General features: G+C 36.1%; 26 protein-coding genes and 2 tRNA genes. 23 read left to right on the top strand and 5 right to left on the bottom strand.

The window, feature by feature from the left end; genetic code table 11:
* The first annotated feature begins 143 nt into the window (after window positions 1-143).
* From VHP32_12585 to VHP32_12560, 6 genes are all read left to right on the top strand, one after another.
* On the top strand, window positions 144-1451 hold the full coding sequence (locus tag VHP32_12585) for a thymidine phosphorylase (GenBank protein HEX2788725.1): 1308 nt from the start codon (window positions 144-146) through the stop codon (window positions 1449-1451).
* A 4-nt stretch (window positions 1452-1455) separates the two neighbouring features.
* The gene (locus VHP32_12580) at window positions 1456-1875 is read left to right on the top strand and encodes a hypothetical protein (protein HEX2788724.1); all 420 of its coding nucleotides are present in this window, start codon (window positions 1456-1458) and stop codon (window positions 1873-1875) included.
* A 27-nt stretch (window positions 1876-1902) separates the two neighbouring features.
* Complete coding sequence (locus VHP32_12575; GenBank protein HEX2788723.1) at window positions 1903-2763, top strand: M23 family metallopeptidase; 861 nt, start codon at window positions 1903-1905, stop codon at window positions 2761-2763.
* Between the two features lie 54 nt (window positions 2764-2817).
* Complete coding sequence (guaB, locus tag VHP32_12570; protein ID HEX2788722.1) at window positions 2818-4287, top strand: IMP dehydrogenase; 1470 nt, start codon at window positions 2818-2820, stop codon at window positions 4285-4287.
* Window positions 4288-4479: 192 nt separating this feature from the next.
* On the top strand, window positions 4480-5208 hold the full coding sequence (locus tag VHP32_12565; protein ID HEX2788721.1) for a site-specific DNA-methyltransferase: 729 nt from the start codon (window positions 4480-4482) through the stop codon (window positions 5206-5208).
* Window positions 5208-5819 carry a MutH/Sau3AI family endonuclease gene (locus VHP32_12560; GenBank protein ID HEX2788720.1) on the top strand — a complete coding sequence of 204 codons (612 nt, stop codon included), beginning with the start codon at window positions 5208-5210 and terminating at the stop codon, window positions 5817-5819. The genes VHP32_12565 and VHP32_12560 overlap by 1 nt, the downstream gene beginning before the upstream one ends.
* Before the next feature lie 120 nt (window positions 5820-5939).
* On the opposite strand, the gene VHP32_12555 is transcribed toward VHP32_12560, so the two are convergent.
* Together VHP32_12555 and VHP32_12550 are read right to left on the bottom strand one after the other, a co-directional pair.
* On the bottom strand, window positions 5940-7934 hold the full coding sequence (locus VHP32_12555) for a T9SS type A sorting domain-containing protein (GenBank protein ID HEX2788719.1): 1995 nt from the start codon (window positions 7932-7934) through the stop codon (window positions 5940-5942).
* Window positions 7935-8039: 105 nt separating this feature from the next.
* Complete coding sequence (locus VHP32_12550) at window positions 8040-10262, bottom strand: zinc-dependent metalloprotease (GenBank protein ID HEX2788718.1); 2223 nt, start codon at window positions 10260-10262, stop codon at window positions 8040-8042.
* Window positions 10263-10484: 222 nt separating this feature from the next.
* Between VHP32_12550 and VHP32_12545 the strand changes: the two genes are divergently transcribed.
* Together VHP32_12545 and VHP32_12540 are read left to right on the top strand one after the other, a co-directional pair.
* Entirely contained in the window at window positions 10485-10985 is a 501-nt protein-coding gene (locus tag VHP32_12545; protein HEX2788717.1) for a DinB family protein, read from the top strand.
* A gap of 43 nt (window positions 10986-11028) precedes the next feature.
* Complete coding sequence (locus VHP32_12540; GenBank protein HEX2788716.1) at window positions 11029-11748, top strand: Bax inhibitor-1/YccA family protein; 720 nt, start codon at window positions 11029-11031, stop codon at window positions 11746-11748.
* Window positions 11749-11791: 43 nt separating this feature from the next.
* Here VHP32_12540 and VHP32_12535 read toward each other — a convergent pair whose 3' ends face one another.
* Window positions 11792-12649, bottom strand: a complete 858-nt coding sequence (locus VHP32_12535) for a peptidoglycan endopeptidase (GenBank protein ID HEX2788715.1) — start codon at window positions 12647-12649, stop codon at window positions 11792-11794.
* Window positions 12650-12765: 116 nt separating this feature from the next.
* On the opposite strand from VHP32_12535, the gene VHP32_12530 reads away from it, so the two are divergent.
* Window positions 12766-14763, top strand: a complete 1998-nt coding sequence (locus VHP32_12530) for a tetratricopeptide repeat protein (protein ID HEX2788714.1) — start codon at window positions 12766-12768, stop codon at window positions 14761-14763.
* A 10-nt stretch (window positions 14764-14773) separates the two neighbouring features.
* Here VHP32_12530 and VHP32_12525 read toward each other — a convergent pair whose 3' ends face one another.
* Window positions 14774-17197, bottom strand: a complete 2424-nt coding sequence (locus tag VHP32_12525) for an outer membrane beta-barrel family protein (protein HEX2788713.1) — start codon at window positions 17195-17197, stop codon at window positions 14774-14776.
* A 185-nt stretch (window positions 17198-17382) separates the two neighbouring features.
* On the opposite strand from VHP32_12525, the gene VHP32_12520 reads away from it, so the two are divergent.
* From VHP32_12520 to radC, 5 genes are all read left to right on the top strand, one after another.
* On the top strand, window positions 17383-17895 hold the full coding sequence (locus VHP32_12520; GenBank protein HEX2788712.1) for a hypothetical protein: 513 nt from the start codon (window positions 17383-17385) through the stop codon (window positions 17893-17895).
* Window positions 17896-17923: 28 nt separating this feature from the next.
* A tRNA-Pro gene (locus VHP32_12515) sits at window positions 17924-17997 on the top strand.
* Window positions 17998-18024: 27 nt separating this feature from the next.
* A complete protein-coding gene (locus VHP32_12510) occupies window positions 18025-18417 on the top strand; it encodes a YHS domain-containing protein (protein HEX2788711.1) in 393 nt (130 codons plus the stop codon).
* 14 nt (window positions 18418-18431) lie between these two features.
* On the top strand, window positions 18432-19319 hold the full coding sequence (locus tag VHP32_12505; protein ID HEX2788710.1) for a VOC family protein: 888 nt from the start codon (window positions 18432-18434) through the stop codon (window positions 19317-19319).
* A 9-nt stretch (window positions 19320-19328) separates the two neighbouring features.
* On the top strand, window positions 19329-20081 hold the full coding sequence (radC, locus tag VHP32_12500) for a DNA repair protein RadC (GenBank protein HEX2788709.1): 753 nt from the start codon (window positions 19329-19331) through the stop codon (window positions 20079-20081).
* Window positions 20082-20182: 101 nt separating this feature from the next.
* Here radC and VHP32_12495 read toward each other — a convergent pair whose 3' ends face one another.
* Complete coding sequence (locus VHP32_12495; GenBank protein ID HEX2788708.1) at window positions 20183-20368, bottom strand: hypothetical protein; 186 nt, start codon at window positions 20366-20368, stop codon at window positions 20183-20185.
* A gap of 92 nt (window positions 20369-20460) precedes the next feature.
* On the opposite strand from VHP32_12495, the gene VHP32_12490 reads away from it, so the two are divergent.
* From VHP32_12490 to VHP32_12450, 9 genes are all read left to right on the top strand, one after another.
* On the top strand, window positions 20461-20907 hold the full coding sequence (locus VHP32_12490; protein ID HEX2788707.1) for a hypothetical protein: 447 nt from the start codon (window positions 20461-20463) through the stop codon (window positions 20905-20907).
* Window positions 20908-20924: 17 nt separating this feature from the next.
* Window positions 20925-21893: a J domain-containing protein gene (locus VHP32_12485; protein ID HEX2788706.1), complete on the top strand. Its 969-nt coding sequence runs from the start codon at window positions 20925-20927 to the stop codon at window positions 21891-21893.
* Window position 21894: 1 nt separating this feature from the next.
* Complete coding sequence (locus VHP32_12480; protein ID HEX2788705.1) at window positions 21895-22416, top strand: hypothetical protein; 522 nt, start codon at window positions 21895-21897, stop codon at window positions 22414-22416.
* Between the two features lie 179 nt (window positions 22417-22595).
* Window positions 22596-22677: transfer RNA gene (locus VHP32_12475), tRNA-Leu, on the top strand.
* Window positions 22678-22839: 162 nt separating this feature from the next.
* Complete coding sequence (locus VHP32_12470) at window positions 22840-23499, top strand: intradiol ring-cleavage dioxygenase (protein ID HEX2788704.1); 660 nt, start codon at window positions 22840-22842, stop codon at window positions 23497-23499.
* Between the two features lie 84 nt (window positions 23500-23583).
* Entirely contained in the window at window positions 23584-24042 is a 459-nt protein-coding gene (gene rpsF / locus VHP32_12465) for a 30S ribosomal protein S6 (GenBank protein ID HEX2788703.1), read from the top strand.
* 76 nt (window positions 24043-24118) lie between these two features.
* Window positions 24119-24571, top strand: coding sequence for a single-stranded DNA-binding protein (gene ssb, locus VHP32_12460; protein HEX2788702.1), 453 nt, complete (start codon window positions 24119-24121; stop codon window positions 24569-24571).
* A 69-nt stretch (window positions 24572-24640) separates the two neighbouring features.
* A complete protein-coding gene (gene rplI / locus VHP32_12455; protein ID HEX2788701.1) occupies window positions 24641-25186 on the top strand; it encodes a 50S ribosomal protein L9 in 546 nt (181 codons plus the stop codon).
* 112 nt (window positions 25187-25298) lie between these two features.
* Complete coding sequence (locus tag VHP32_12450) at window positions 25299-25550, top strand: hypothetical protein (protein ID HEX2788700.1); 252 nt, start codon at window positions 25299-25301, stop codon at window positions 25548-25550.
* Window positions 25551-25565: the final 15 nt, after the last annotated feature.

The following is a 25565-nucleotide window of genomic DNA, read 5'->3' as shown; positions in this document are numbered from 1 at the left end:
TGTTAATGAGGGTTACAGGATTTCTTATTTATAAGGGAGATTGAATTTCGGTTCAATCTCCTTTTGTTTTATGCATAATAAATATTCTTTAATAAGCATCCAATTTTAAGTATTTTGATTGCAAAATAACTCATCTATATAAATTGCTTTCACCTGTTCAGATAATAAAAGCTAAGCGTCACCATAAAGAGTTAACGAAGGAAAACATAAATCATTTCATCGACGGATTTCTCAAAGGTGATGTTACGGATTATCAGATGGCGGCGTTTCTTATGAGCGTTCATTTCAATGGAATGACTGATGAAGAAACATTCCATCTTACTGAAGCTTTTATTAACAGCGGAAAAACAATTGACCTTTCAGAATTTCCTCTTCCAAAAGTAGATAAACATTCCATTGGCGGAGTCGGTGACAAAACTTCGCTTATTATTGCTCCGCTAATTGCGACATTTGATTTGCTTGTTCCCATGATTGCAGGCAGGGGACTTGGGCATACAGGCGGGACGCTTGATAAGCTGGAAGCGATTCCGGGTTTTTCAGCAAACATTTCTATTGCCGAGTTCAAGAAAAATTTACAGAAATCAAAAGTTTGTTTAATCGGTCAGACTTCAGAAATTGTTCCTGCCGATAAAAAGATTTATGCTATTCGTGATGTAACTGCAACGGTTGATTGTATTCCTTTATTTGTTTCAAGCATTGTGAGCAAAAAAATTGCCGAAGGCGCAGATGCTTTAGTTTATGATGTTAAAATTGGCAACGGTTCAAATCTTCCGGATGATGAAGAAGCAATGAAGCTCGCTAAGGAACTTGTAACGGTTACAAAAAAATTCGGGAAGAAAGCTATTGCGGTTTTAACCGATATGAATGAACCGCTTGGTTATAAAGTCGGTAACTGGAATGAGGTCGAAGAGTGCATTGAAGCAATGAGCGGAGTTGATATTCCTGATTTGAATAAAGTTACCGCGGTGCTTTCAGGTGCAATGCTTTATATGTCGGGAATTGCTTCATCGATAGATGAAGGAGAAAAAATTGCAAAAGATAAAATTGCAGATATTAATACTTTTGAAAAATTTAAAGAACTTATTTCAAATCAATACGGAAGAATTGATTACATTACAGATTGGAAAAACAAAAAACGTTCCGGGATTAAACACGATATTAAAGCTGAAGCTGATGGTTATGTCTCTGAATTGAAAGCAATAGATTTTGGATATGCCTCAATAGAGCTTGGCGCAGGGAGAAAAAAATCAGCCGATACAATAGATTTTCTTGCGGGTATTGATTTGAAGAAAAAGGTCGGTGATAAAGTGAAGCAAGGTGAAGTAATCTGCGAGCTTTATGCGTCAACAAAAGAAAAAATTAACAAAGCACTATTTCAGCTTGCAGAGTCAATAAAAGTTTCTGAGAAAAAGCCCAAAGAAAGAGTTTTAATAAAAGACATAATTCAATAAGCTAATGAATAAAATGAAAACAGGTATCATAGCATTTTTATTTTTAACCTCTATTGCTGTAAGTGGGTGTGATAAAATTCCGTTTCTATCCGATTGGCTTGGAATGAAAGGCAAAATGGTTTTTTGTGTGAAGTATAATCCCTCAGAGGATATTTGTGAAAATCAGGGTGCATCGTTCAAAACAGGTAAGCTGACGGTGCTTATTGATTTGTATTCGGGTATTGGGGTTGATGATGTTAATATTAATATTACCGATGTTAAAACCAACAAGGTCATAAATACATTTGAGTTTAGTGTAAATAATGCACTCAAAAAAATTTATTTCGAAAATATTCCGTTTGAATATCCGTCTCAATACCGCGTTTCGGTTTTGAGACCGGATGGAACTGTTATTATAAGTAATGAGGTTACTATAATTAACTAATTCGACTTAATTTATTCTATTTTACGGATGAAAATTTTTTTACTTAGTGTACTTATTTTATTTTTAGTTGTTTGCGATGCAGCTTCTGCTTTTAATATCACTACCGACACTTCAAAAACCCGCAGCAAAAAGAAACAACAAACGGTTAAGCAGAAAGAAATTTATCCTTCACTTCTGGCGTTGGCATTTAACATAAATGAACTTTCTGAGGATAAATCTTTTATAAAAAATCCTGCCCAAAGCTGGACGCCGTTGATGACAAAAGTCCGTAACTTTGAACTTGAAAAATCCGAAGCAATATCTCAAATGAATTTATTTATCAATGAATTAAAAACTTTTCTTGCAAATAAAGATGTCGTAAACATTTCGGAAGAGCAATGGGTATTCCCGGTAAAAGGATACACTGCATCTTCAATAGGAGGACGCGGAGGAAATGGTTATGTCGTCAGTAATTTTGATTTCTTTGACTTGAACACGGGAGGTCATCCTGCGCATGATATTTTTATAAACGATGGCAATCAGGATAATTTAGATGATGCAACCGGCATGCCTGTTGAAATTTTATCGATGACAGGCGGCATTGTAGTCGAAACCCGCAAAAACTGGACTCCCGAAATGACCGACATAAAAGGAGGCAATATAGTTTACGTCTATGATGCGCATTCAAACGGATTTTTCTATTATGCACATCTCGATGTTGTTAATGTTAATGTTGGCGACATTGTTTATCCCGCAACAGTTCTTGGAACTATGGGACGGACGGGTAAAAATGCATACCCCTCGCGTTCTCCAACCCATCTTCATATAATGTATGTAAAATCTTACGATGGTGATTTGCGTCCTGTTAATCTTTATTCACATCTTTTAAATGCTAAAGTAGTCGAGTAATTCACCTTTAAAATGGTGAAAAATTTGATTATCTTTGTAAGAAATTTTATATAAATGAAAAATAATGATAAAATTTCTGAGTTAGCGATTACGTTTGATGACGTATTGTTAGTCCCCTCAAAATCTACAGTTTTACCTCGCGAAGTTGACCTAAAAACACGACTTACCAAAAACATCGAACTTAACATTCCGATTCTATCTGCGGCGATGGATACCGTTACCGAAAATGAAATGGCTATAGCGCTTGCCCGAGAGGGCGGCATCGGCATAATTCACAAAAATATGTCAATCGAAAGACAGGCAAGTGAAGTCGATAAAGTTAAACGAAGCGAGAGCGGAATGATTTTAAATCCGGTTACACTTACATCCGATAAAACAATTGGCGAAGCTCTGCGAATGATGGAGCAGTTTCAAATTTCAGGTTTTCCGGTTATAGATAATAACGGAATGCTGATTGGAATATTAACAAACCGCGATTTAAGGTTCGACCCTGACTTAAACGCTAAGGTCGGCGATATCATGACCAAGACAAATTTAATCACAGCGCCTGTCGGTACAAACCTCGAGCAAGCAGAAAAAATTCTTCAAAGATTTAAAATAGAAAAGCTACCCGTTGTTGATAAGAATGGAAAGATAAAGGGTCTCATTACATTTAAAGACATTATTAAGCGCAGAAAATTTCCTTTTGCATGCAAAGATAAATTCGGACGCCTGCGCGCAGGCGCGGCTGTCGGAATTGCTGCCGATACGCTTGACCGTGTTGGCGAGCTTGTGAAAGCCGGAGTCGATGTTGTGATTGTCGATACCGCTCACGGGCATTCGCAGGGTGTTGTCGATATGGTGAAGAAAATTAAAAAACGGTTTGACGTTGACTTGATTGCAGGTAACGTTGCAACAGGCGAGGCGACTTATGACTTAATTGAGGCAGGTGCCGATGGAGTGAAAGTCGGAATCGGCGCAGGTTCAATCTGCACGACACGTGTTATCGCAGGGGTTGGTGTTCCGCAGATGACAGCGATTATTGAGTGTGCAAAGATGGCACAAAGATATAAAATTCCTGTCATCGCTGACGGGGGCTTAAAACAGACGGGCGATGTTCCGAAAGCAATTGCAGGCGGGGCGGACTCGGTTATGATTGGCGGTATGTTCGCCGGAACTGATGAGTCACCGGGCGAGAAAGTTTTATATGAAGGACGTTCGTTCAAAGTATACCGCGGAATGGGCTCGCTTGAAGCAATGAAAGAGGGAAGTAAGGACAGGTATTTTCAGGATGTAGAAGACGACATTAAAAAACTTGTTCCTGAAGGTATCGAAGGAATTGTTCCTGCAAAAGGTCCGATTGGTGATACGATTTATCAGCTTATCGGCGGATTGCGTGCAGGAATGGGTTATTGCGGCGCAAAGAACATAAAGGAAATGAAATACAAAACCCGTTTCGTTCGGATAACAAACGCCGGATTAAAAGAATCACATCCTCACGACATCCGCATAACAAAAGAAGCCCCGAATTATTCAATAAAATAAATTATGAAGAAAAAATATATAAATAATAATTTGACAGAATTTTCTGTGATGGAGCAATTGGTTGCTTATGTAAGTCATAATGCAAACGAAAACAAAGAAAAATGTGTACCTGTTTTTAAAACTTCAGATTTTTGTTTATATAATTCCGATTGTTTAAATGTTCTTGCTCATTTCCCTGATAATTATGTTGATATGATATTTGCCGATCCACCTTATATGCTTTCAAATGATGGTTTTACATGTCAAGCGGGACGGATGGTTTCTGTTAATAAAGGAAAATGGGATAAGAGTAAAGGGTTTGAAGAAGATTTAAAATTTCATGAAGCTTGGTTAAGTGATTGTAAAAGAGTTTTAAAGCCCGAAGGGACAATATGGGTAAGTGGTACTTACCATAGTATATATCAATGTGGTTTTTTGTTGCAAAAATTAGGTTATCACATTTTAAATGATATAAGTTGGTTTAAACCAAATGCTGCCCCGAATTTGAGTTGTAGGTTTTTTACAGCAAGTCACGAAACTTTAATTTGGGCTCGGAAAGATATAAAAGCAAAACATATTTTTAATTATGAAGTAATGAAGAATGGTAAGTTTGGGAAAGATTTTTTAAAAATTCAGGATAAACAAATGCGATCTGTCTGGGCAATAGGTACTACAAAACCTGAAGAAAAAAAATTTGGAAAACATAATACTCAAAAACCGTTGGAATTACTAACTCGTATTATATTAGCTTCAACCAAAAAAGATAATATAATTCTTGATCCCTTTAACGGTTCAGGAACAACCGGAATTGCGAGTAAGATTATTGGAGAAAGAAAATATATTGGAGTTGAGTTAGAGAAGAATTTTATTGACATAACTATAAAAAGATATAATGAATTATCATTTAATGAAGAAAGCTCATTAAATTTTAAGTCTGCATAATGATAACAAGAGTTAAAGCTGTAGAAATATTAAACGGTCTGATTGGAATCGATTTATATGAAAAAGCTCAATCCTTTGGTGTAACAGTTCAAAAAGGTGACAAGATAAATAAGGGATGGAAAGGGCATACGTTAGAATTATTAGCAGGATTAACAAACAATAGTTCAAGAGCGCCTAATGGATTAGATTTTGAATTAAAATCAGTTGCATATATTGAAAAAAATGGGATATTAATTCCAAAAGAAACAATGGCTATAACTATGATAAATCCAAGCGAGTTAGAAAAATATGAATTTTATGAAAGTGCTTGTTGGAAAAAATTAAAATCAATTGTCTTTTGCGCTTGTAGATGGAATGGTAAACATAATATATGTTCTGAATTATTAAAAGTTACATCATTCGATTTTGCGGATTCAAGATTATTATTAGATGAGATAAAAGCAGATTATGATTTTATAAGAAATAAATTAATTACTCAAGGGTTTGATGCATTAACTGGCAGGGATGGAAAATGGATTCAAGCTAGAACGAAAGGTCCCGGACACGGTTCTAAATCTAGAGCTTTCTATGCTCGAAAATCTTTATTAAAAGAAATTATTAATTTTACATAGTTCAACAAACAAAAGCGGCACATCACCGCTTTTATGTTTTCTATAGATTAAATTTTTAATCTAACAATTTTATTTAATCAACATTCCCGCCAAGTCGGGATTTCTGTCTATATGATTTTCTTATTTAATCAACAACATCTTTTTCGTTTCAACGAACTTATCCGTCGTCATTCTGTAGAAATAAATTCCCGATGAAAAGTTTTCAGCGTTCCAGTCGAAGCTATAGCTTCCGGCAGTTAATTCTTTATTGATTAATACTGCAACTTCTTTTCCTAATGAATTATATACAGCAAGTTTAACATTCGATTTTTCTTTTAAATCAAATTTTATGTTTGTTGTAGGGTTAAAAGGATTTGGATAATTCTGATATAAGGAATGCTTATCAGGCACAACATTGCTTACCGGGTCAATGCCGACAATATCAGTATATTCTCTTCGCCAGACCGAGCTTCCCATTGTTCCTGCAATTATGTATCCTTCGTTTATTAATAAGCTGTTAATGGTTTTATCTTCTATTCCCTGATTTTTTTGAATCCAGCTCTCACCGTTGTTCTTTGATAAATAAACTCCCGTGCTTGTTCCTGTAAAAATGGTAGAACCGTAGGTTGCAAATGTAAGCACCGACATATTGCTCAATCCTCTCGGAATCCATGTTGAACCATTATCTTGAGAAAAATATAAACCTTCTCTTGTCCCTGCAAAAATATTACCGCCGAATACAAGTAAATAGTTTATCCATTTATCATTTAATCCGGATGAAAACCAGTTCACACCCTCATTTGTAGTTGCAAGGATTCCGTTCGGTGTTCCTGCAAATAATTTATTTCCCGAAATGCAAATAGTTTTTATTATAATATCAGGAAGTGGAATAATTGTCCATGACCATTGAGTTCCTCCGTCTGTGCTTTTGCGTATACCCCAAAGTTCAGTACAATAATATATGTCGGGACCATTTTTGATAATTTGATTTACAAATGGAATTCCGGATCCCACCCAGGTATAACCATAATTTGTAGAACTATACATGCCTAAATTAGAAGCGGCAAATATTTTTGATTCTGTTGTAAGTAACGATTTAATCGGTCCATCCCCAACTCCATAGTACCAGTGTGTATTGTTTACCCATGATAACCCATTGTCTTTAGAAGTATATACACCTCGGTTATATGTACCTGCATAAATCAATCCATTAGTTTGAGCAAGTGAATATACGCTCTGATTATTTAATGAAGTCTGCGACCAGTTAACTCCATTGTTCGACGAAAAAAATATTCCAAAATTAGTTCCGCCAAAAAAAACATTATTATGAATATAAACCTGGTTAACAGATGAACCAATTATTGAAGTTTTCCAGTTTAGACCATAATTTGTCGATACATAAATTCCCGGGTGAATGCCTCCCATTAATATATTTGGACCATTTGATGTTAATGATTTTATGAAACTAGTTGGAGCATTCGCATCTGACCAATTAGCTCCATTGTTTGTAGAATAAAACAAACCGTCTCCATAAGTTCCGGCATATAATATGGAATTTGTTGCGGTAATGCATAAAACATTAAAAGAATTTAAAGAAGTTGAAGTCCAATCTAAGCCGTTATCGGATTTTTTTACACCTCCGGGAGTTCCTGCAAAAATAGTTGAACCTGAAACTGTAAGAGAGTTAATCATGCCGCTTGCCAATGAAGTTTGATGCCAGCTTATTCCCATATCAGAAGTATATAGAATTCCGTTGTTATAGGTGCCTGCAAAAATATTAGAGCCTGAAATTGCAAAGCAAAAAACACTTACATTGTTTAAAGATGACTGGTCCCAGGTCTGTCCTTCGTTTGTTGAGGTATATATTCCGTTTGCATCCGTGCCGATAAATAGTTTATTGCCCATTATGGTCATGCAATTTGCTGCAAGGTTATACATTCCTTTCTGTATCCACGTCACTCCGTTATCAGAAGAATACGAAACTCCTCCTCCGCTTTTTGTGCCGGCAAAAATTTTATTTCCAATTGCTGCGAAACAAGTTGCGCTGCCGCCGGGTATTCCCGTTGCCTGTTCCCATTGAGAGTATGAAGTTGAAGTGATAAAAAGAACTGCTAAAAGAATTAATAACCTTTTCATTGTTTTACGGGGTTTAGTTAATAAAAAGATTAAAAGAGTAAAATAAAAAACCCTCTTTTTTGCGAATTTTAAAAAAGAGGGTTTAAAGAAGTTCAGGAAAATATTTTATTTAATCAACATCATTTTCCGTGTCTCAACAAATTTGTCGGTCGTCATTCTGTAGAAGTAAATTCCTGATGAAATATTTGTTGCGTTCCAGTCGGCAGTATAACTGCCCGGATTCATTTGATTATTCACCAATGTTGCAATTTCTCTTCCGTTTATGTCATAGATGCTTATTTTTACATTTGATAATTCAGGAACATCAAATTTAATATTTGTAGTCGGATTAAAAGGATTCGGATAGTTATGATATAACGCAAACTTATCAGGTATTAATTCCGAAATTTGCTGAATGCCAACGCTTGTTCTCTTAAGAGAAACGATTATGGTATTGTTGGTTTGACTGGAGTCGAGACTTGTAAATACCCATGCCCTGCTTGAAATCCATACGGAATCACCAACCGTTCCGATTGCTGCTGCGAGTGAATCCAACTGGCTGATTCTTAAACTTGCTATTGTATCATTTCCATTATTGTTGCTTGTGTATTCATAGTCTGGATTGTTTCCTGCTTTTCTTAATCTCAGTTTATATGTGAATCCCGAAAGTGTGCCCGGTTTTGTCCAGATAAAATGAACCAATGTTGAGTTATTCGGAGATGTTTGTATTTGTGTAAACTGTGTCGGTGTAACAATTCCGAAAGATGAAAATTGGAATTTTACAGTAAAAGCATCGCTTGTGTCTGCAATTGATGGATTAGATGAATTAACAATTCTGATTTTACACTGATTAGACGTTGCAATATAAGGAGCAGTCCAGTTATAAAATCCTAAATCTGCATTTACATTGGAAGCAATTGGGTTCCAGTTATTTCCGTTATCGGATGAAAAGAACAGGTTAACCGTTCCACCTGCTGCAGCTGTAACCCACATAATTCTGCAAGAACTATTGACTCCCAATTGTAAATTAGCAACCGGATAAGATAGAATAATTTGCTCTGAGGCAGTTGTCATGCAGGGAGCTGATTCAGCTCTCAATCTTATAAGCTCTTTTGGCAACGGACCGAATCCTTTATCAAGGTCAATACCTGCTGCAGTTAAATGGCAATAGCTCATTATCGTGCCGACTCTTGCAATCGGAGGTCCTGAATAACAACTTCCTTCTACTTCATAGCATGAATCAATTGCACCGCCTGGCCAGCTGCAGCTATGGGTATGAGGTGAGCCGAAGTTATGACCAAGTTCGTGTGCAACTACCATTATATCCCATGAATAAACCGGGAAGTTGCTGACAGTTCCCGTTGTGTTGCTGTAACCGTATCCCATTCCTGTTGATGTCGAAGCGCATAACACATTTAACCAGGCAATCCCTCCCAATCCGCCAAATTTTCTTGAAATCATATGTGCAACGGTTCTTTGAACACCTTGCTGCGTAGAATTCCATTGTGTTCTGAACTGGTTAAGATACGCATTTGATGTAGTCGCGGTATAAGGGTCTGCAGTAGTCCAGATTCTTATATAAGGTACTTCGAGTTTCACCCGCGCTTCTCTCAGGTAAATAGCAGAAACGGTTGACATAATAGACATAACATAATTAGTTACGTTAACCGTGGAGCTGTTATACATTGAATAAGTAAAATTATCTATCTCAAGCGCAATTTTTGCGGTAAGAATATTATTACCCATTTCGCTATCGCGCATTTCTTGTAATTTTTTCCCGACATCAGCGCTTATGTTATCTTCTCCTGCATAACAAATGAAAGGATTGTTAACCTTCATTTTATTTGCCTGATAAAAAACATAATCGTTTTCAGAAGTGCGGTTGTCTTTAATTTTCCCCAATACAAACGTCGCAGATTTAGTAATTAAAATACCTCTTACCTCATCATTGCCGATTGTTAGGGTAACGAGGGAATTTTCAAATCCCGGTATATTTCCGGTATATGCAACAAAGCTGTTTTTAACATCAGCTTCAGTTTCACCTTCAGAAGATTTTTCCACGACTTTTGCATCATGAGTAAAAACATTGAATTTTTGAAGAGTGATATTTATTGACTCAGTTGAAGAAACAGGAAAATTAACGTTAATGTTTTCGGGTTTCGTATTTAAAATTGAATTTTTATCGGAAATGTTTACACTGATGATTTTATAATCATCCGCATATTGATTTAATTCATTAAATACAGGACTTGACGAAGAATTAATTGTAAAGAATTGTGAAAATGATGCCTGCTGACCATATGTACTTCCGGAAATCAGCAGCACTAAAATAAGAATGATTTTTTTCATAGATTAAAGAGAGTAGTTAAAATAGGTTAGGCTTTTAACAGGTTAAAGGTTGTTTTTAATTAGTTATTCCGATTAAACTACTGCTTTTTAATAAATTATACAATCCTTTTAAATTATTATAAATAGCTTCCTTAATATAAAAATTGACTACTAATAAGAATTTTTAAAGAAGTTTAGTTGTGTTTTAAAATCTTTATATTTATTAAAATTAAATTTTAAAAAATGTATCATTCTCTCGAAGAATTTTATAAGGATTGGGCTTATGAAAGCTCGGCTACATTAAAGTTGTTGAATTTGCTAACTGATGAGTCGTTAAATCAGCGGGTAACTCCTGACAGCCGCTCACTAGGATTTCTTGCCAATCATCTTGCGCATACAATTGTCGAGATGCCTGCTCTTACCGGAATAAAGGTTAAAGTTGATTGCTCGGCCACAGAGCCGCCATCTTCTGCTAAAGAGATTGCCGAAATTTATAAAAAGGCATCGGATTCCTTAATCGAGGAGATTAAAAAGAACTGGAACGATAAAACATTGGAACAAGAAGACAATATGTATGGTGAAATATGGAAGAGGGGATATACTTTGTATTGTCTTATTCTTCACCAAACTCACCACCGCGGACAAATGACCGTATTAATGAGACAGGCAGGATTGAAAGTTGTTGGAATGTATGGTCCTGCAAAAGAAGAATGGGCAGAAATGGGTATGCCCGCGATGGAATAAAATTCACAAATAAATTGTTAGTATTATAAAATAAAAATTAATTATGGCAGAAAATTTTGGAACAACACGTTATGAAGCGCCGGGACAAGTACTGGCAAGCTCAACCGTATCGAGAACTTTCTTATTCAACGTATATAACTGGATGGCTCTGGGTCTGGCTATCACAGCTCTTATTTCGTATTTCGTTGCGCGAAGCGAAACATTAATGACCTTATTTTTTGGAAATCCTGTATTGTTAATCGGTGTTATAATAATGCAGTTTGTAGTTGTGCTTGCGCTGAGTTTTGCATTAAATAAAATTCCGCCGGTTGCTGCGGTGGCAGCATTTTTCTTTTATGCCGCATTGACAGGGATAACTTTTGCGTCACTGTTTATTGTTTATACCGGCGCATCTATAGCTTCGACGTTTTTTATCTGCGCAGGAATGTTTGCAGGAGTGAGTGTATTCGGATACATAACCAAAATGGATTTGTCAGGAATGGGAACATTTCTTTTCATGGCATTGATTGGTTTAATCTTAGCTTCGGTTGTTAATATATTCCTAAGCAGTTCAACACTTTACTGGATTATTTCTTATGCGGGAGTTTTAATTTTTGTCGGCTTGACAGCATATGATACACAGCAGATTAAAAAAATGTCTATGAATATCGATGCTGATTCAGATACCGGGAAAAGAGCTGCGATTTTCGGAGCATTAAAACTTTATCTCGATTTCATTAACCTGTTCTTGTTGTTACTCAGAATAATGGGTGACAGAAGATAAAACTATTTTTTGTAGAGACGCAAAATTTTGCGTCTCTACATTTTTATTCCGCCCATCTTCTGATTACAAATCTCTTTCCTGAAGTTGTTTCCCAATCATTTACAGCTGTTCGTTCACTCATAACGCTCTGCAAGCGTGAGAGCAAATCTGATTTATGAACTCCCGGGTCAGGTGTGCTTTCGATTACTGTGTTTTCATCGAGAACGATTATGACATGACCGTTCCACACAATTAAATCAAGGGGTCGAAGCTTTGATTTAATTTCGCTTGCCGATAGTCCCTGAATTTCGACAGGTGAACCATAGGTTATCAATGAAGAAGTATTTCTTGGCGTAGTTCCGCCCGTTGCCTGATAGATTAATCCCGAACAGTCAACTCCGCGAAGTTTCCACAGGGATTCTGTATTCTCGGATAAATTTGTTTTCGGCTGGTAATATTCAAGCATTTCTGAAATTCCGTCTGCAACATTTCCGCCCCACATATACGGGTAACCATCCATTGTTTTCAGATTTTCAAGTATAATTTCATTTTTTGGACGAAGCTGTTCTCTATCCTGAATTTTGGTATCAATTAAGGTAACAAATCTGCTGTCAATATAAAAATCTCCTTTATATTGATAATCGTCCGTTGTCACTCTATACATATCATATCCGTTTTTGGGAATAACTTCGAGAATGTTAAATACGGTATTGGGAAATGCAATAAATTCCATTTCACGTATCAACCCTTTGTTATCAAGCTTGACACGATTGCCTTTATTTCCGCCGAATACCGACTCAAAATCAGGTGTATTCAAAACAGGCGTAAAAATTTTTGCAACGGCATATTGCTGCGCCGATGCATCCTGAAAAAACAATAGGAGAAGAAAAAGGGATAAAAAAATATTAGAAGTTCGCTTCATAAGTAAATATTATTTCTTAAATATTAATATTAAATTGTTAATTATTTTGTTCCGCTTCAATGTAAAATTAAGCGTAATTAACTGTAATAAATGAATTTTTAACCGAAATTATTTGAATGAAAAAAAATATTTATAATTATCTCATAATCATTGTTTGCGTTGTTGCCGCTTATTATAATTCGCTTCAGAATACTTTCGTATTTGACGATGAAAGCGTAATTCTCGGTAACCAGTCATTGACTTCCTTATCAAACATTCCGAAATTTTTCACCGGAGAAGAAGGGTTTCATAAGATAATAGGGAAATATTACCGTCCTATAGTTTCATCTTCATATAATATTGATTATGCAATATGGCAGTTAAATCCGTTTGGGTATCATCTTACAAACCTGCTCATTCATTTAATCGCTACATTAATTTTATTCAGGTTGCTTCAGATTTTATTTTATAAATATAAATACGGCGCATTAGCAGCTTTGCTTGGCACAATCATTTTTGCGGTTCATCCCATTCATACCGAAGCAGTAAGCTGGGTAAGCGGAAGGACTGACTCCTTCGTAACGCTGTTTTTCTTCGCAGCGTTTTTATATTATCTTAAATACATAAACTTTGATAACACAAACAAACAGGATGAGCCGAAATATCTGGCGCTCTCGCTGATTTTTTACGCGTTGGGTTTGCTTACCAAAGAAATGATAATAACGTTTCCGGTTGTAATTATTTTATTTGATTGGATTTACAGACAACAACCATTAAGCAGTGTATTAAAAAATTTCAAGACGTATTTGTATTTTATAGTACTTTCAATTGTTTATCTTATTGTCCGTTATTTCGCTCTGGCAAATGTTCCGGACAGGTTGAATTATATGTATTTCATTAATGATAATTTTGTAACTGTGGCGGGAACGATGCTGAAAACAGTTCCGCTTTATTTTAAGCTATTGTTTTATCCGCATCCGATGCTTTATCATTATAACGGTGTTCTATCCGACGCAAATTCATTTTCTGAACTAACTGTTATACTCTCGTTTGTATTCCTTCTGAATCTTATCATAGGAGCTGTTATTTTATATAAAAAATTCCCGGAAATTTCTTTTTGTATTATATTTTTCATTATATCACTGCTGCCGGTTATGAATATCATTCCGACAATGAATTTAATGGCGGAAAGATTTTTATATATTACGTCATTTGCAGTTTCTTTACTGATTGCATATATATTTGCCAAGGTCATCAATAATGAAAATAAAAATGTTTTAGTTGTGATTGTTCTGATTATATCCGGAATATATTTTTATTTAACTGTCCAGCGAAATATGGATTGGAAAGACAATGATACTTTATACGCAACGGGAGAAGGAATTGATGGTTCCGTTTTGCTTGTCAATGCCGGGAACTTATACGCAAATAAACAGCAGTATGATGAAGCTGAAAAACGTTTTAGAAAGGCAATTGAGGTTAGATATAATTCAGTTCTCGCTCACCATAATCTCGGATTAGTATATTTATTGAGAAACCAGCTTGATTCTGCCGAGATGGAAATTAAAAAAGGAATTGAAATAGATTCACTTGCGCCTGACGGTTATTTTCAGCTTGCGCAGATTTACAAGACACAGGGAAAAATTGATAAAGCTATTGAACAACTTGAACGGCTTCAGAGCTTCTCGCCAAATTACAAAGAATCCATTATGCTTATCGAGACACTCAGAAGAGTGCCTCAAGATTCAACTACGAAATATTTTGATATGAATTCAGATCAGATGCAGATATTCAATCTTGAAAGAAAATCTTTTGAAAGTTATCAGCAGCAAAAATATACAGAAGCAATAAGCTATCTTGAAGAATTAATAAAGCTTGACCCGAGTAAAAAATCGGGATACCTGAATAATATGGGCTTATGCTATAGAGAAATGGGTGATTTAGATAATGCAGAAAAGTGTTTTAATGAAGCATTATCGCTTGACGAAAAAAATGTTAATGCAATTAATGGGCTTGCCGAAGTACTTTTGCGGAGAGGCAAAAAAAGCGAGGCAATTAATTATTACAAAAAAGTTTTAGAGATAAATCCAACCGATGCTTATGCAAAACAGCGGCTGGATTCTCTTTCTCAATAGCTTAGAAAGCTTAGAACTCTTCTATGTCCGGTTCTTGTTCTTGCTGCTCACGTCTTGGTTTTTTTGTTCTTGTGCGGTTCTTGTCTTCGGTTCCGAATTTATAAGTTACCGATAAAGTAAACACTCTTGAATCGCGCAGTCTCGAAAATGTTTGTGAATATAATCCTGTATTAATTGTGCTGTTGAAATTCCCTGCATTAAACAAATCTGAAACACGGAAATTGAAGCTCAATTTTTTGTCAAGAAAATCTTTTCTTAAAGCAACATCAAATATATTGAAACCATCCATTTGTCCCTGCGGTGTTATTCTGTCACCTGTATAAAAATAAGTTATCTGCAAACCCGCATCCCAGGGTAAAGTCACATTTGCAAACATTCTTCCGCTAAAGGTGAATCCGCTGTTAGTGCCGAGAGTGTCGGATTCAATTTCCTGTTTATAATAACTAACACTACCATTCAAATTAATTATTTTCGCAATTGAAGCATTTAAAATTAATTCTCCTCCGTATGATTTTTCTTCTGATGCGTTAATAGGATAGCTAAGTATAACATTACTGTCGATAAGCTCGGTTACTCTCGTGATTTTATCTGTCGTCCATTTATAAAATACGGAAGGAATTACGGCAACAGTGTTAAAAAATTTCGAAAAGTTAAGTTCAAATGAATTTACAAATTCAGGAGTCAAATCGGGATTGCCTCTCGACTGCGAAATGGGACTCTGAATTCTTGTGACAGGTGAAAGTTCACGGTAACCCGGTCTTCTGACTCTTCTTGAATAACTTAGGTTTACTTCTTCGGTCATGCCCAAAGTTTGCGATAAGCTTATGCTCGGAAAGACATCGAATCTGTTTCTGCTGGCTTCGGAATTAAAATTAAACTGCTGGACTTTAAATGTAGAATATTCGCCGCGAAGTCCGACTGAATATGCAAAGTTATCTAATCTGCTTGTATAAATTCCATAAACCGCTCCGATGTTTTCAGTAAACTTAAAATTATCTGATAATGCCGGGTCTAAAACATACTGGCTTGTTGTGTTATCAAAATTATAATAAAAATTCTGACCTTCACGGTCTCTCCAGTTATATCTTATACCCGTTTCGAACCGTGTTTCTTTGCTGAACGGATGAACATAATCGCTCTGCAAAACAACCTGATTATTTTTATCGGTTGAGTTATTTTGTGTAATTTCATTCTGCTGACCTGTAGGAAAAATATATTGAGTCGTTTTTGTTTCTAAATCATTGTCCTTATCAAATGAATAACTTAAGTCTGTTATGAAAGTCTGCTTTGGGTTTTTAAATAACTTGTTAAAGGTAATATTAGCGCCGTAATCTTCTCCATCATCGGTTCCTTCTGACTTAGTAATTGAATTTTCGGTCAGAGCATTGCTTGTATTATATATGAACAGGTTATCCGTGTCACCATTTTTGCGGTTGCTCTTTCCGTAGTTTCCACCGAGTGATAGAATGTCATTTGGGCTTAAGAAATACTCAAATTCTGCCCGCGCATTATGTCCTTCACGCCGCATTCTTCCGTCGGAATTTTGATTTGATAAATACTCATCAGGATTAAAAAAACTTGTGCGCGATGAAGTACCTGAAAAAGGCATGTTCCTTATCCTGTAATCATACGAACCGGATAAATTATATTGGTTTGTTTTTCTATAGTTCATATTAAAATTCGAACCATATTTATCGCCCGTCCCGCCGTTTAAACCTATCTGACCGTTAACACCTGAATCATCAAACTTCTTCAGAACTAAATTTATAACACCTGTTGAACCTTCAGCTTCGAATTTAGCAGATGGATTTGTAATCACTTCAACAGATGAAAGCTGGTCTGCAGGCATTTGTTCTAGAATCCTTGTAATATTTCCATGAACAGGTCTGCCGTTAATCATAAATTTTATTTTTTGACCTCCGCGCAAGCTCACGTTGTTATCTATGTCGACACTTATTGAGGGCAAATTTTTAAGAACGTCTATCACCGTTCCGCCGGTTACATTCATGTTGTTTTCAACATTAAAGATTTTCTTCTCGGCATCGAACTCTATGAAGCTTTTTTCGCCTTCGACGACAATTTCTTCAGTCTCTGTTCCTGAGTTCATATAAATCGTATCAAGGTTAATTATTTTTTGTGAAGCATCCGTCAGGTTTATATTGGTCCCTTTGCGGTTATATCCTGCAATGCTGAGTATGAGGCGATACCTTCCCTGCGCGATGTTCTCGATAATAAAATATCCCGTTGCATCAGTTCCTGCTCCACCTGAAATCGACGAATCAGGTTTTATTAATTGCACTGAAACTCCTTCAAGAGGTGTCTTGCTGATGTTGTCATAGACATATCCTTTTATGACGCCGTCATTAAATGAATTTTGGGAATAAAGATTTGAGAAGCATAAAGTTAAAAACAGAATTAGTAGGGTCGATTTCATTTAGTTGATATTAATTTCAGTTACAATTTAAGTTATAAAAAATTCTTTCTTAATATAGAATTGGATATATAATATAGACAAATTTCCATACTTTTAGTTTAATTTTAAAACCAAAAATTAGGGTTAAAAAATCCGGCTCCATTTGTCATTCCTGCGAAAGCAGGAATCCCATTACATAACCTTTTATGAAGTTTTTATCGCTTTTATTCTTTATACTTTTTTTAAGTAAAGTTTCATTTGCACAGGTCGGCAAAGTTGAAATTGATTCCGCTAATAATGACAAACTCACTTCAATGGTTCAGTCAATCGAGCTTCAAGTTACAAAAGGTGATATCTTGGGGATTTCATTTGACTTTGATAGGTATTCAAGCCGGACTCAGACATTATATGCGTTAATATTAAAAGTTTCGACAGGCAGTGTTTTAAGCTTTGTTGAAAGAGACAGCTGCATATTTACAATCAATAAAAACATATCCTTCGCATTAAAAAGCGTTTATGTGGATGCATTTTTTAAGGACACTACTTATAACAACTGGATTCATTTTGACTATCCGCAAAATATTTTATCGCTTTTGCAAAAAATAAGTTCACTTGAAATAAAATTATATAATCTCGGTCAGATTTATGAAGCCAAAATGCGGGAGGAAGATGTGCAAAGGTTTAATGAGTATATGAAGGAATATATAACTTTAAAATAAAAAGTAAATTAGGGATATTTATTCAATTCGGGATGTAGATCAGTTGGTTAGATCGCACGTCTGGGGGGCGTGAGGCCGGTGGTTCGAGTCCACTCATCCCGACAAAATTATAAAACAAAGTCAAATCTAATGAAAAACCTATCATTATTAGCACTATTATTTCTTGCTATGGTAGCGCTTAGCTCATCTTCAACTGCAAAAATTAATTTCGATAAACCGCAGTCAGGCGATAGTGCAATCTGTGTTGTATCGGGTGAAACTATCGAGGACGGCAAAGGTACAAAGCTGATGTATCTTGGCAAAGAATACAATTTCTGTTGCGAAGGGTGCGTCGGTGAGTTCAAAGCGGCATCAATTAAATATACAGATGGTAAAGCCATTTGTCCTATCTGCAATCACGATGACGGTAAAGAGTCTATTACTTCAACCTATAATGAGACAGCTTATTATTTTTGCACTAAAGGATGCAAAGAAAAATTCGAGAAAGACCCTGAAAAAGTTTTAGAAAAGTATAATCAGTAAAATATAAGTAAGCAATGACAACGGATGATTTCAATCCTGATAGTATTTCAGAGCTGACGTTCACTGACATTTCACTTGGCCCTGTTTATCTTGTCTCGAGAAATTTGGAAAGAACAATAAACGCTTATTCTGATTTTCTCGGGTTTGAAATCTTAAAGCAAGATGATGATTATATCTCATTTGGTCTCGACGGAAAAGAAATTCTGAATTTTAAAATCGACCCTGATGCGCGCGCCAAAGCACCGACCGATGCAGGGTTATATCACATTGCAATTTTACTTCCCGAGCGCCGCGACCTTGCCAAATTTGTGCAGATGCTCATTGATTCAAATATCAGATTTGCCAGCGCTGACCATCTCGTGAGCGAAGCGATTTATCTATATGATTCCGATGGACTTGGGATAGAAGTTTATTGGGACAAACCAAGCTCTGAATGGGTTTGGGAAAATGACAAAGTAAAAATGGATACCTTGCCAATAGATATCGATGTTTTGCTTGATGAAATTGAAGACATAAACGATGTCTGGGATGGCGTTCCGGCCGGAACGAAAATCGGACATATTCATTTGCAGGTTCCTGATTTAAAAACAGCAGAAGATTTTTACACGAAAACTCTCGGCTTGAATTTAACAAGCACTTTTCCTGGAGCATTATTTTTAGCCGCCGATGGTTATCATCATCATATCGGTTTAAATAATTGGCACACTAAAGGAATTGCTCAATCAGATGATAACGTTGCCGGACTAAGAGCATTTGACATTACAATTCCGGACCCGACAATTTTCGAATCATTCAAAAGAAGAGTTTCAAAGCTTCAGCCGAACATAGGAATTAATGACAACGAAATTGAATTAAGAGATATTTTGAATAACAGAATACTTGTAAAAACACTCTCAGAATAAACCCGAATAATGTCCGAAAAAAATACGGCAGAGAAAATTTATACAGAACAAAAGTCAGATAGAGCATCATTCACTGTTCACGATTTGCCAAAAAGCGAACGTCCTCGTGAAAGATTAATTGAAAATGGCGCTGACAGCTTATCATCTGTTGAACTTCTGGCTGTAATCCTCGGTCGCGGCATAAAAGGCGAGTCTGTGATGACAACAGCGCAGAAACTTCTTACAAAATTCGGTTCATTAAACGCAATTCTTGAAGCGTCATTTGAACAGCTTACTTCAATAAAAGGAATAGGGCAGGCAAAAGCCTGCCAGCTTATTGCGTTATTCTCGATTGCGAAAAAATATCATCGCGATAAAATCGAAAAAGAAAAATTAAGATTGGACAAAGACGGCATCACCTGTCCGGAAGATGCTGTTGAGCTGCTTAAAAATTCTTTACCCAGTGACAATAAAGAATATTTTTATGTGCTGTCCTTTGATGTCAGAAACAGATTGATTGGTTATGACAGGATTTCGGAAGGAAGCTTAAGCGCAAGCGTTGTTCATCCGAGAGAAACATTCGAGTCTGCAATAAAAAAACATGCGGCAAGAATAATTGTCGCGCATAATCATCCTTCAGGAGACACTTCGCCCTCAAAGGAAGATATAAACATTACCAAAAGATTATTTGATGCAGGAAAGATTTTAGGTATAGAACTTATTGACCATATTATCTTTTCAAAAACATCTTACTTCAGCTTCAAAGAAAAAAACCTCATTTAATAATTGGCAATGTGCAATTTACAATGAGCAATGAAAAACAATATTAATTAAAAGCTAAACCGGATTTAATTGTTAATTGCTAACTGTTAATTGCAAATTGGTTAAAAGCCGTCTTCTTCGTCATATCCATCACTGTCATATTCATAAAACATCATTGTTTGGTAAAACTTTTCCCCGTCTTTTGAGATTATCATACCGCCTTCAGGTTCCCAGTCATCATCCATAAGTTCATTTACTCTCAATTCAAGCTCTTCGATTGTTTCAGCTGCAACTATTTTATACCGCATTTTACTTTTAAATTGTTATTCAATATTATTAATTTACTTTTTAATATCTCTAAAATCAATTATCATAAAACAACTTTAAACCACTTATATAAATGAAAACCAAAATTTTCTCATTTTTCCTGATTGTTTTTACAGTGTCTGTTTTCTCAAATTCATTCGCGCAAACTTCAAATAATGAATATACAGACTGGAATACTTCATTGAAAAATTACGCAGGAATTTACCAATATTGGACAGAAAATCAAATGGGTTCGGGTAATAAAATTTATTTTTATGTAATTTTTACTTATAAAAATGATTCCTTGCAGATTGCTATGATGGACCAGCAAGCAGGAGTAATCCAGAACGTTACTATTCAATCAATTTCAGGCAATACGGTTAAAACAAATTTATTCACCGGGAAATTTATCATTGGTATAAGCGGGGATAAAGGATTTTATGTAACGGAGGGAAGCTATAACGGATATTTTTATGACAAGACAAATTCAAATGGAGCAAAAAACAGAATAAGACAAATCAAAGCCATCTCAAAACAATAAAGTTTAAAAGAAACTAATTGGAATACAAAGATTATTATAAAATTCTCGGAGTAGATAAAAACGCAACCGCCGACCAAATAAAATCAGCATACAGAAAGCTGGCGATGAAATATCATCCTGATAAAACAAAAGGTGACAAAGCTGCAGAAGAAAAATTCAAAGAGATAAACGAAGCAAACGAAGTTCTTTCAAATGCTGAGAACAGAAAAAAATATGACCAGCTCGGAGAGAACTGGAAATATTATCAGCAGTCGGGAGGCAATGCGCAAGATTTTGACTGGTCGCAATATGCGCAGGGCGGACGAGGACAAGGCGGTAGAACATATACTTATCAGGGCGACCCGAATGATATGTTCGGCGGAGGCGGAGCAGATTTCTCTGATTTCTTTGAATCCATTTTTGGCGGAGGCGGGTTTGGAGGAATGGGCGGCGGAGCACGAGGCAGACGAGCAGGCGGTCGTTCGAGTATGGCATATCAAGGACAGGATATGTCCGCAAGTCTTGAAGTTACTTTGCAGGAAGCATTTACAGGAACGGAAAAAGTTTTTAATCTCGAAGGACAGACCATTAAGCTCAAGATAAAACCCGGAATAAAGGACGGGCATGTTCTTAAAATGACAGGCAAAGGCGGTCCGGGAATGAACGGCGGACCTAACGGGGACTTGTTGATTACAGTTAACATTATGCGGGACCCTGTCTTTGAACGAAAAGGAGATGACCTTTATGCAAACTTAGATGTGGATGTTTATACTGCGGTGCTTGGAGGCAAAGTAGATTTTAAGACATTGAAGGGAACAATCAAAGTTAATATCCCGAAAGGGACTCAATCGGGAAAAACTTTAAAGCTTCAGGGTTTGGGAATGCCTGATTACAATAACCCGATGAATTCAGGAAATTTATTCTTGAAAATAAACATCCGTGTCCCTGAAAATTTATCCGAGAAAGAAATTCAATTGTTTACAGAACTCCAAAATCTAAGAAAATAAAATGACTCTACAAGAATACACTAATGTCCTACCCGGCTGGATGAAGTATTTCGGGTTTGAAGAAGTTCCGGTTCACCCTCAATTCAATGCTTTAAAAATTTTCAGACGCACTAAATTTGAAGCAACAAAATTTGGAAATGAAGCTGTCTATTGTTTTGTAAATCACGTTCCTGAAACTATCACATACAATGAGCTGTCACAAATCAGTTCAACAAATTTCAGTTATGCTGCAGGAACTTTAATGTCGCATTATAATGACGGGGTGCGTGGAATCGGCTCAATGCTCGTAGTGTTTAACTTGTTTTTAGTTGAGAAAATTTCTCAGGAGCAGTATAGATTCTCGACGGATTATTGTCCAAAGCATTTCGCCGCAGCGGAATTCCCCTCTGTGTTAGATTTAAGCACATCGAATATTTATTATTATCAGAAAACTCCGGTTTGGGGGTGGGCATATTATAACGGTTACCGTACCCGTTCATTCCAGTTTTTCTCTCCTCAGTCTTGGGCGAGAGTTGGGAAGTAAATAAAATTATTACGTTAGTCTTGTCATTCCCGCGCAGGCGGGAATCCAAAGATTAATGATTTATAGAATCTATTGTTTTAATATTCTAAGGATTTTATAAATTTAACCGGATTTTCTCTGCGGCAAAAGTTTTCTTCCTTTTATATTTTTTTCAATTTGACTATTTTTAAATTACACCTGCGGAAATGGCGAAATTGGTAGACGCACCATCTTGAGGGGGTGGCGCCGTTTGGCGTGAGGGTTCAAATCCCTCTTTCCGCACTCTTTTCCCATCTTTTCTCTTATTTTCCTAATTAATAACAATAGTTTTACAAGTTCCGTAAATTATATTCGTAGTCGAAAGCATTTTCCAGGGACGGTTTTGCTGAGCTTTCGTTCAACGAACCCTAAAGGGTTCGGCTACATAAAATAAATTTATAGATTATGCTAAAGATAATTTCATTTTTAGTGTTAAGCTTAACTGCATTTGCAAGCGGATGTGGTCAGACAAATAAAACGGATTCAACCTCACCGATTTTATCGCGGGAAATAAGAATCAGTGACGGCTGTGAAGACTGTACTCTGATTTTTGAAGGAATGCCATCGTTTGAGAATATGCTTTCTGAAACTTCAATTGCAAATTCAAATGAACCGGGTGAACCGCTTGAAATCAGCGGAACGATTTTTATGCCGGATGGCAAAACTCCTGCGCCTGATATTTTATTATATATTTATCATACTGACAATAAGGGTCTTTATTCACAATGGGATACCCAGACTGTCGGAAAGCGGCACGGTCATTTGCGCGGCTGGATGAAAACAGACAAAGAAGGGAAATATAAATTCACAACAATCCGTCCTGCATCATATCCTAACAGCAATAATCCCCAGCACATACACCCAATCATAAAAGAACCCTACAAAACCGAATACTGGATTGATGATTATTTATTTGAGGACGACCCGTTGATGAAAGGAGGGCTGCCTTCATATATACAGAACCGCGCCGGAAATGGGATTATAAAGGTTGCCAAAAACGAAAATGGAGTATGGATGGGAAAAAGAGACCTGATTTTAGGATTAAATATACCTAATTATAGATAAGATTTTCATTTATTTCCCTTGAATATGTTGTATTTTCTACATATTTTAATCCCTTTGCAAAAAGTTAATATTTAATTTACACAATTGACTAACAAACATTACGAGACCTACATCATCGCAGACGGTAACTTTGAAGATGCCGCAGTTGAAGAAATTATTTCAAAATACTCAAACTTACTCAAGAAAAACAAAGCTGAAATAATTAATACCGAGAGGATAGGAAGAAAACGTCTTGCTTATCCGATCAACAATAAACAAAACGGCTATTACGTTTGCATAGAGTATAATGCTCCTGCAAATGTTGTTGCCATACTTGATAAAACCTTCAGAATTGATGAAAATGTTATGAGATATTTGACATTATATTTGGATTCTAAGACACTGAAAGAAAGGAACGATCACTTCACCAGGAAAGCTCAGTACTTGGCGAAGTTACAGAATGACGCTGCTGCTAAGGAAGCCGGAGACGCTGAAAAACTTACCTCCCAAACTTCCACTGAAACATCTCAGGCAAAATCAGGCGACGCTGTCTCTGTTTCTTAAGCTAGGTATGTAATATGATTTTTTTGAATTAACTGAATAACTAATTAAAACTACCATATTTTTTTGGAGGTAAACAATGGCTGAATTTAAGATGCCTGAACTGAACTCTGTTATCGTAGCAGGAAACCTTACCAAAGACCCTGTTTTCAGACAGACTACTACCGGAACTCCGGTTGTGAATTTCCATATCGCAAGCAACAGAAGATTTAGAGATAAAAATGACGAATGGAAAGAAGATGTTTGTTATGTTGGAATTGTTGCATGGAACAAGCTTGCTGAAAGCTGCAGAGACAAACTCAAAAAAGGAAATGCTGTTCTTGTTGACGGAGAGCTTCAGAGCAGAACCTTCAAAACTGAAGACGGTGCAAGCCGAACAGTAGTTGAAATCAAAGCAAGAAGAATTCAGTTCCTCAACAAAAGAGGCGCTCAAGGCGGAGATGCTGCATCACACGATGAACCTTCAGTTTTCTCTGATGACAGCTTTGACCAGCTGCTTTCTCCTGAAGATTCAGATTTGATTAAACACTAATTTTTATAAATAAATTTAGTTATTAAAACCATATCCTCTTAAATTAAAATAAAAGAGGGATTATATATTATGAAAGTTATATTAAGAAAAGACTACGAACATCTTGGACAAACAGGTCAGGTTGTTGAAGTAAAAAAAGGATATGCGAGCAACTTCCTTATCCCGAACGGCATTGCTGTAATTGCAAACGATTCAAACAAAAGACATTCAGAAGAAGTTACGAGACAGCAATCAAGGAAAAGAGAAAAAGAACTTGATGAAGCCAAAAAGCTCGCAGGTGATTTATCCAATGTTTCTGTTGACATAGTTGTTAAGACAGGTGAAGAGGACAGACTTTTTGGTTCTGTAACTTCGCAGATGGTTCATGATGCGCTTGTTGAAAAAGGATATTCTTCTCTCGATAAAAGAAAAATCTCTATCGGAGAACCGATTAAAAAACTCGGTGAGCATGAAGTTGACATTAAGCTTCATCATTCAGTGGTGGCAAAGATTAAGGTGAACGTGAAAAAAGAAGGACACGAGATGGGAAACGGTGTAACTGAAGAAGCTGCTGAAGTTAATGAACAGACAGGCGAGACTTCAGAAAAAGAAACACCGGCATCCGTTCAGGAATAAATTAAATAAATTTGAAATAATTCAGAGGGTTTGTTCCGAGAGGAGCAAACCCTTTTTTGTTTTATACTTGCTCTCATTCCTGCGAGGTATGAATCTAATTAAATAATTGATTATGAGAATTCTAAATAGAGATACTGACGAAGCAATCAAAGATGTTGGGATATACCTGACAAAAGAGGAAGTAGAAAGTTTAATAAATTATTTGCAACATTTATTAGAACATCCTGAATATCATCATTTTCACTGCAGAGCAATTGATGAAGGAAATACTGGATATAAAGAAATTACAGGGACAATTTATTCTGAGGATAATATGCATACTTTCGATCCAAGAAGTAGGAAACTGATTTTAGAAGATAGATAAACTTATTGTCATCTT

Source organism: Ignavibacteria bacterium, assembly GCA_036262055.1.
Classification (GTDB): domain Bacteria; phylum Bacteroidota; class Ignavibacteria; order Tepidaquicellales; family Tepidaquicellaceae; genus DATAJP01.
The sequence above is the reverse complement of the archived record's forward strand: the minus strand, read 5'-3'. Positions and strand labels throughout refer to the sequence as shown.

What these genes read in the sequence shown, in the direction of transcription:
- radC (HEX2788709.1), top strand. Translation starts at nt 19,329, where the DNA reads ATGTCCGAAAAAAATACGGCAGAGAAAATTTATACAGAACAAAAGTCA.
- VHP32_12470 (HEX2788704.1), top strand. Translation starts at nt 22,840, where the DNA reads ATGCTAAAGATAATTTCATTTTTAGTGTTAAGCTTAACTGCATTTGCA.
- VHP32_12540 (HEX2788716.1), top strand. Translation starts at nt 11,029, where the DNA reads ATGGCAGAAAATTTTGGAACAACACGTTATGAAGCGCCGGGACAAGTA.
- VHP32_12505 (HEX2788710.1), top strand. Translation starts at nt 18,432, where the DNA reads ATGACAACGGATGATTTCAATCCTGATAGTATTTCAGAGCTGACGTTC.
- ssb (HEX2788702.1), top strand. Translation starts at nt 24,119, where the DNA reads ATGGCTGAATTTAAGATGCCTGAACTGAACTCTGTTATCGTAGCAGGA.
- VHP32_12520 (HEX2788712.1), top strand. Translation starts at nt 17,383, where the DNA reads ATGAAGTTTTTATCGCTTTTATTCTTTATACTTTTTTTAAGTAAAGTT.
- VHP32_12545 (HEX2788717.1), top strand. Translation starts at nt 10,485, where the DNA reads ATGTATCATTCTCTCGAAGAATTTTATAAGGATTGGGCTTATGAAAGC.
- VHP32_12560 (HEX2788720.1), top strand. Translation starts at nt 5,208, where the DNA reads ATGATAACAAGAGTTAAAGCTGTAGAAATATTAAACGGTCTGATTGGA.
- VHP32_12565 (HEX2788721.1), top strand. Translation starts at nt 4,480, where the DNA reads ATGATATTTGCCGATCCACCTTATATGCTTTCAAATGATGGTTTTACA.
- VHP32_12580 (HEX2788724.1), top strand. Translation starts at nt 1,456, where the DNA reads ATGAATAAAATGAAAACAGGTATCATAGCATTTTTATTTTTAACCTCT.
- rplI (HEX2788701.1), top strand. Translation starts at nt 24,641, where the DNA reads ATGAAAGTTATATTAAGAAAAGACTACGAACATCTTGGACAAACAGGT.
- VHP32_12575 (HEX2788723.1), top strand. Translation starts at nt 1,903, where the DNA reads ATGAAAATTTTTTTACTTAGTGTACTTATTTTATTTTTAGTTGTTTGC.
- VHP32_12550 (HEX2788718.1), bottom strand. Translation starts at nt 10,262, where the DNA reads ATGAAAAAAATCATTCTTATTTTAGTGCTGCTGATTTCCGGAAGTACA.
- VHP32_12495 (HEX2788708.1), bottom strand. Translation starts at nt 20,368, where the DNA reads ATGCGGTATAAAATAGTTGCAGCTGAAACAATCGAAGAGCTTGAATTG.
- VHP32_12490 (HEX2788707.1), top strand. Translation starts at nt 20,461, where the DNA reads ATGAAAACCAAAATTTTCTCATTTTTCCTGATTGTTTTTACAGTGTCT.
- VHP32_12510 (HEX2788711.1), top strand. Translation starts at nt 18,025, where the DNA reads ATGAAAAACCTATCATTATTAGCACTATTATTTCTTGCTATGGTAGCG.
- VHP32_12480 (HEX2788705.1), top strand. Translation starts at nt 21,895, where the DNA reads ATGACTCTACAAGAATACACTAATGTCCTACCCGGCTGGATGAAGTAT.
- guaB (HEX2788722.1), top strand. Translation starts at nt 2,818, where the DNA reads ATGAAAAATAATGATAAAATTTCTGAGTTAGCGATTACGTTTGATGAC.
- VHP32_12525 (HEX2788713.1), bottom strand. Translation starts at nt 17,197, where the DNA reads ATGAAATCGACCCTACTAATTCTGTTTTTAACTTTATGCTTCTCAAAT.
- VHP32_12450 (HEX2788700.1), top strand. Translation starts at nt 25,299, where the DNA reads ATGAGAATTCTAAATAGAGATACTGACGAAGCAATCAAAGATGTTGGG.
- VHP32_12535 (HEX2788715.1), bottom strand. Translation starts at nt 12,649, where the DNA reads ATGAAGCGAACTTCTAATATTTTTTTATCCCTTTTTCTTCTCCTATTG.
- VHP32_12555 (HEX2788719.1), bottom strand. Translation starts at nt 7,934, where the DNA reads ATGAAAAGGTTATTAATTCTTTTAGCAGTTCTTTTTATCACTTCAACT.
- VHP32_12530 (HEX2788714.1), top strand. Translation starts at nt 12,766, where the DNA reads ATGAAAAAAAATATTTATAATTATCTCATAATCATTGTTTGCGTTGTT.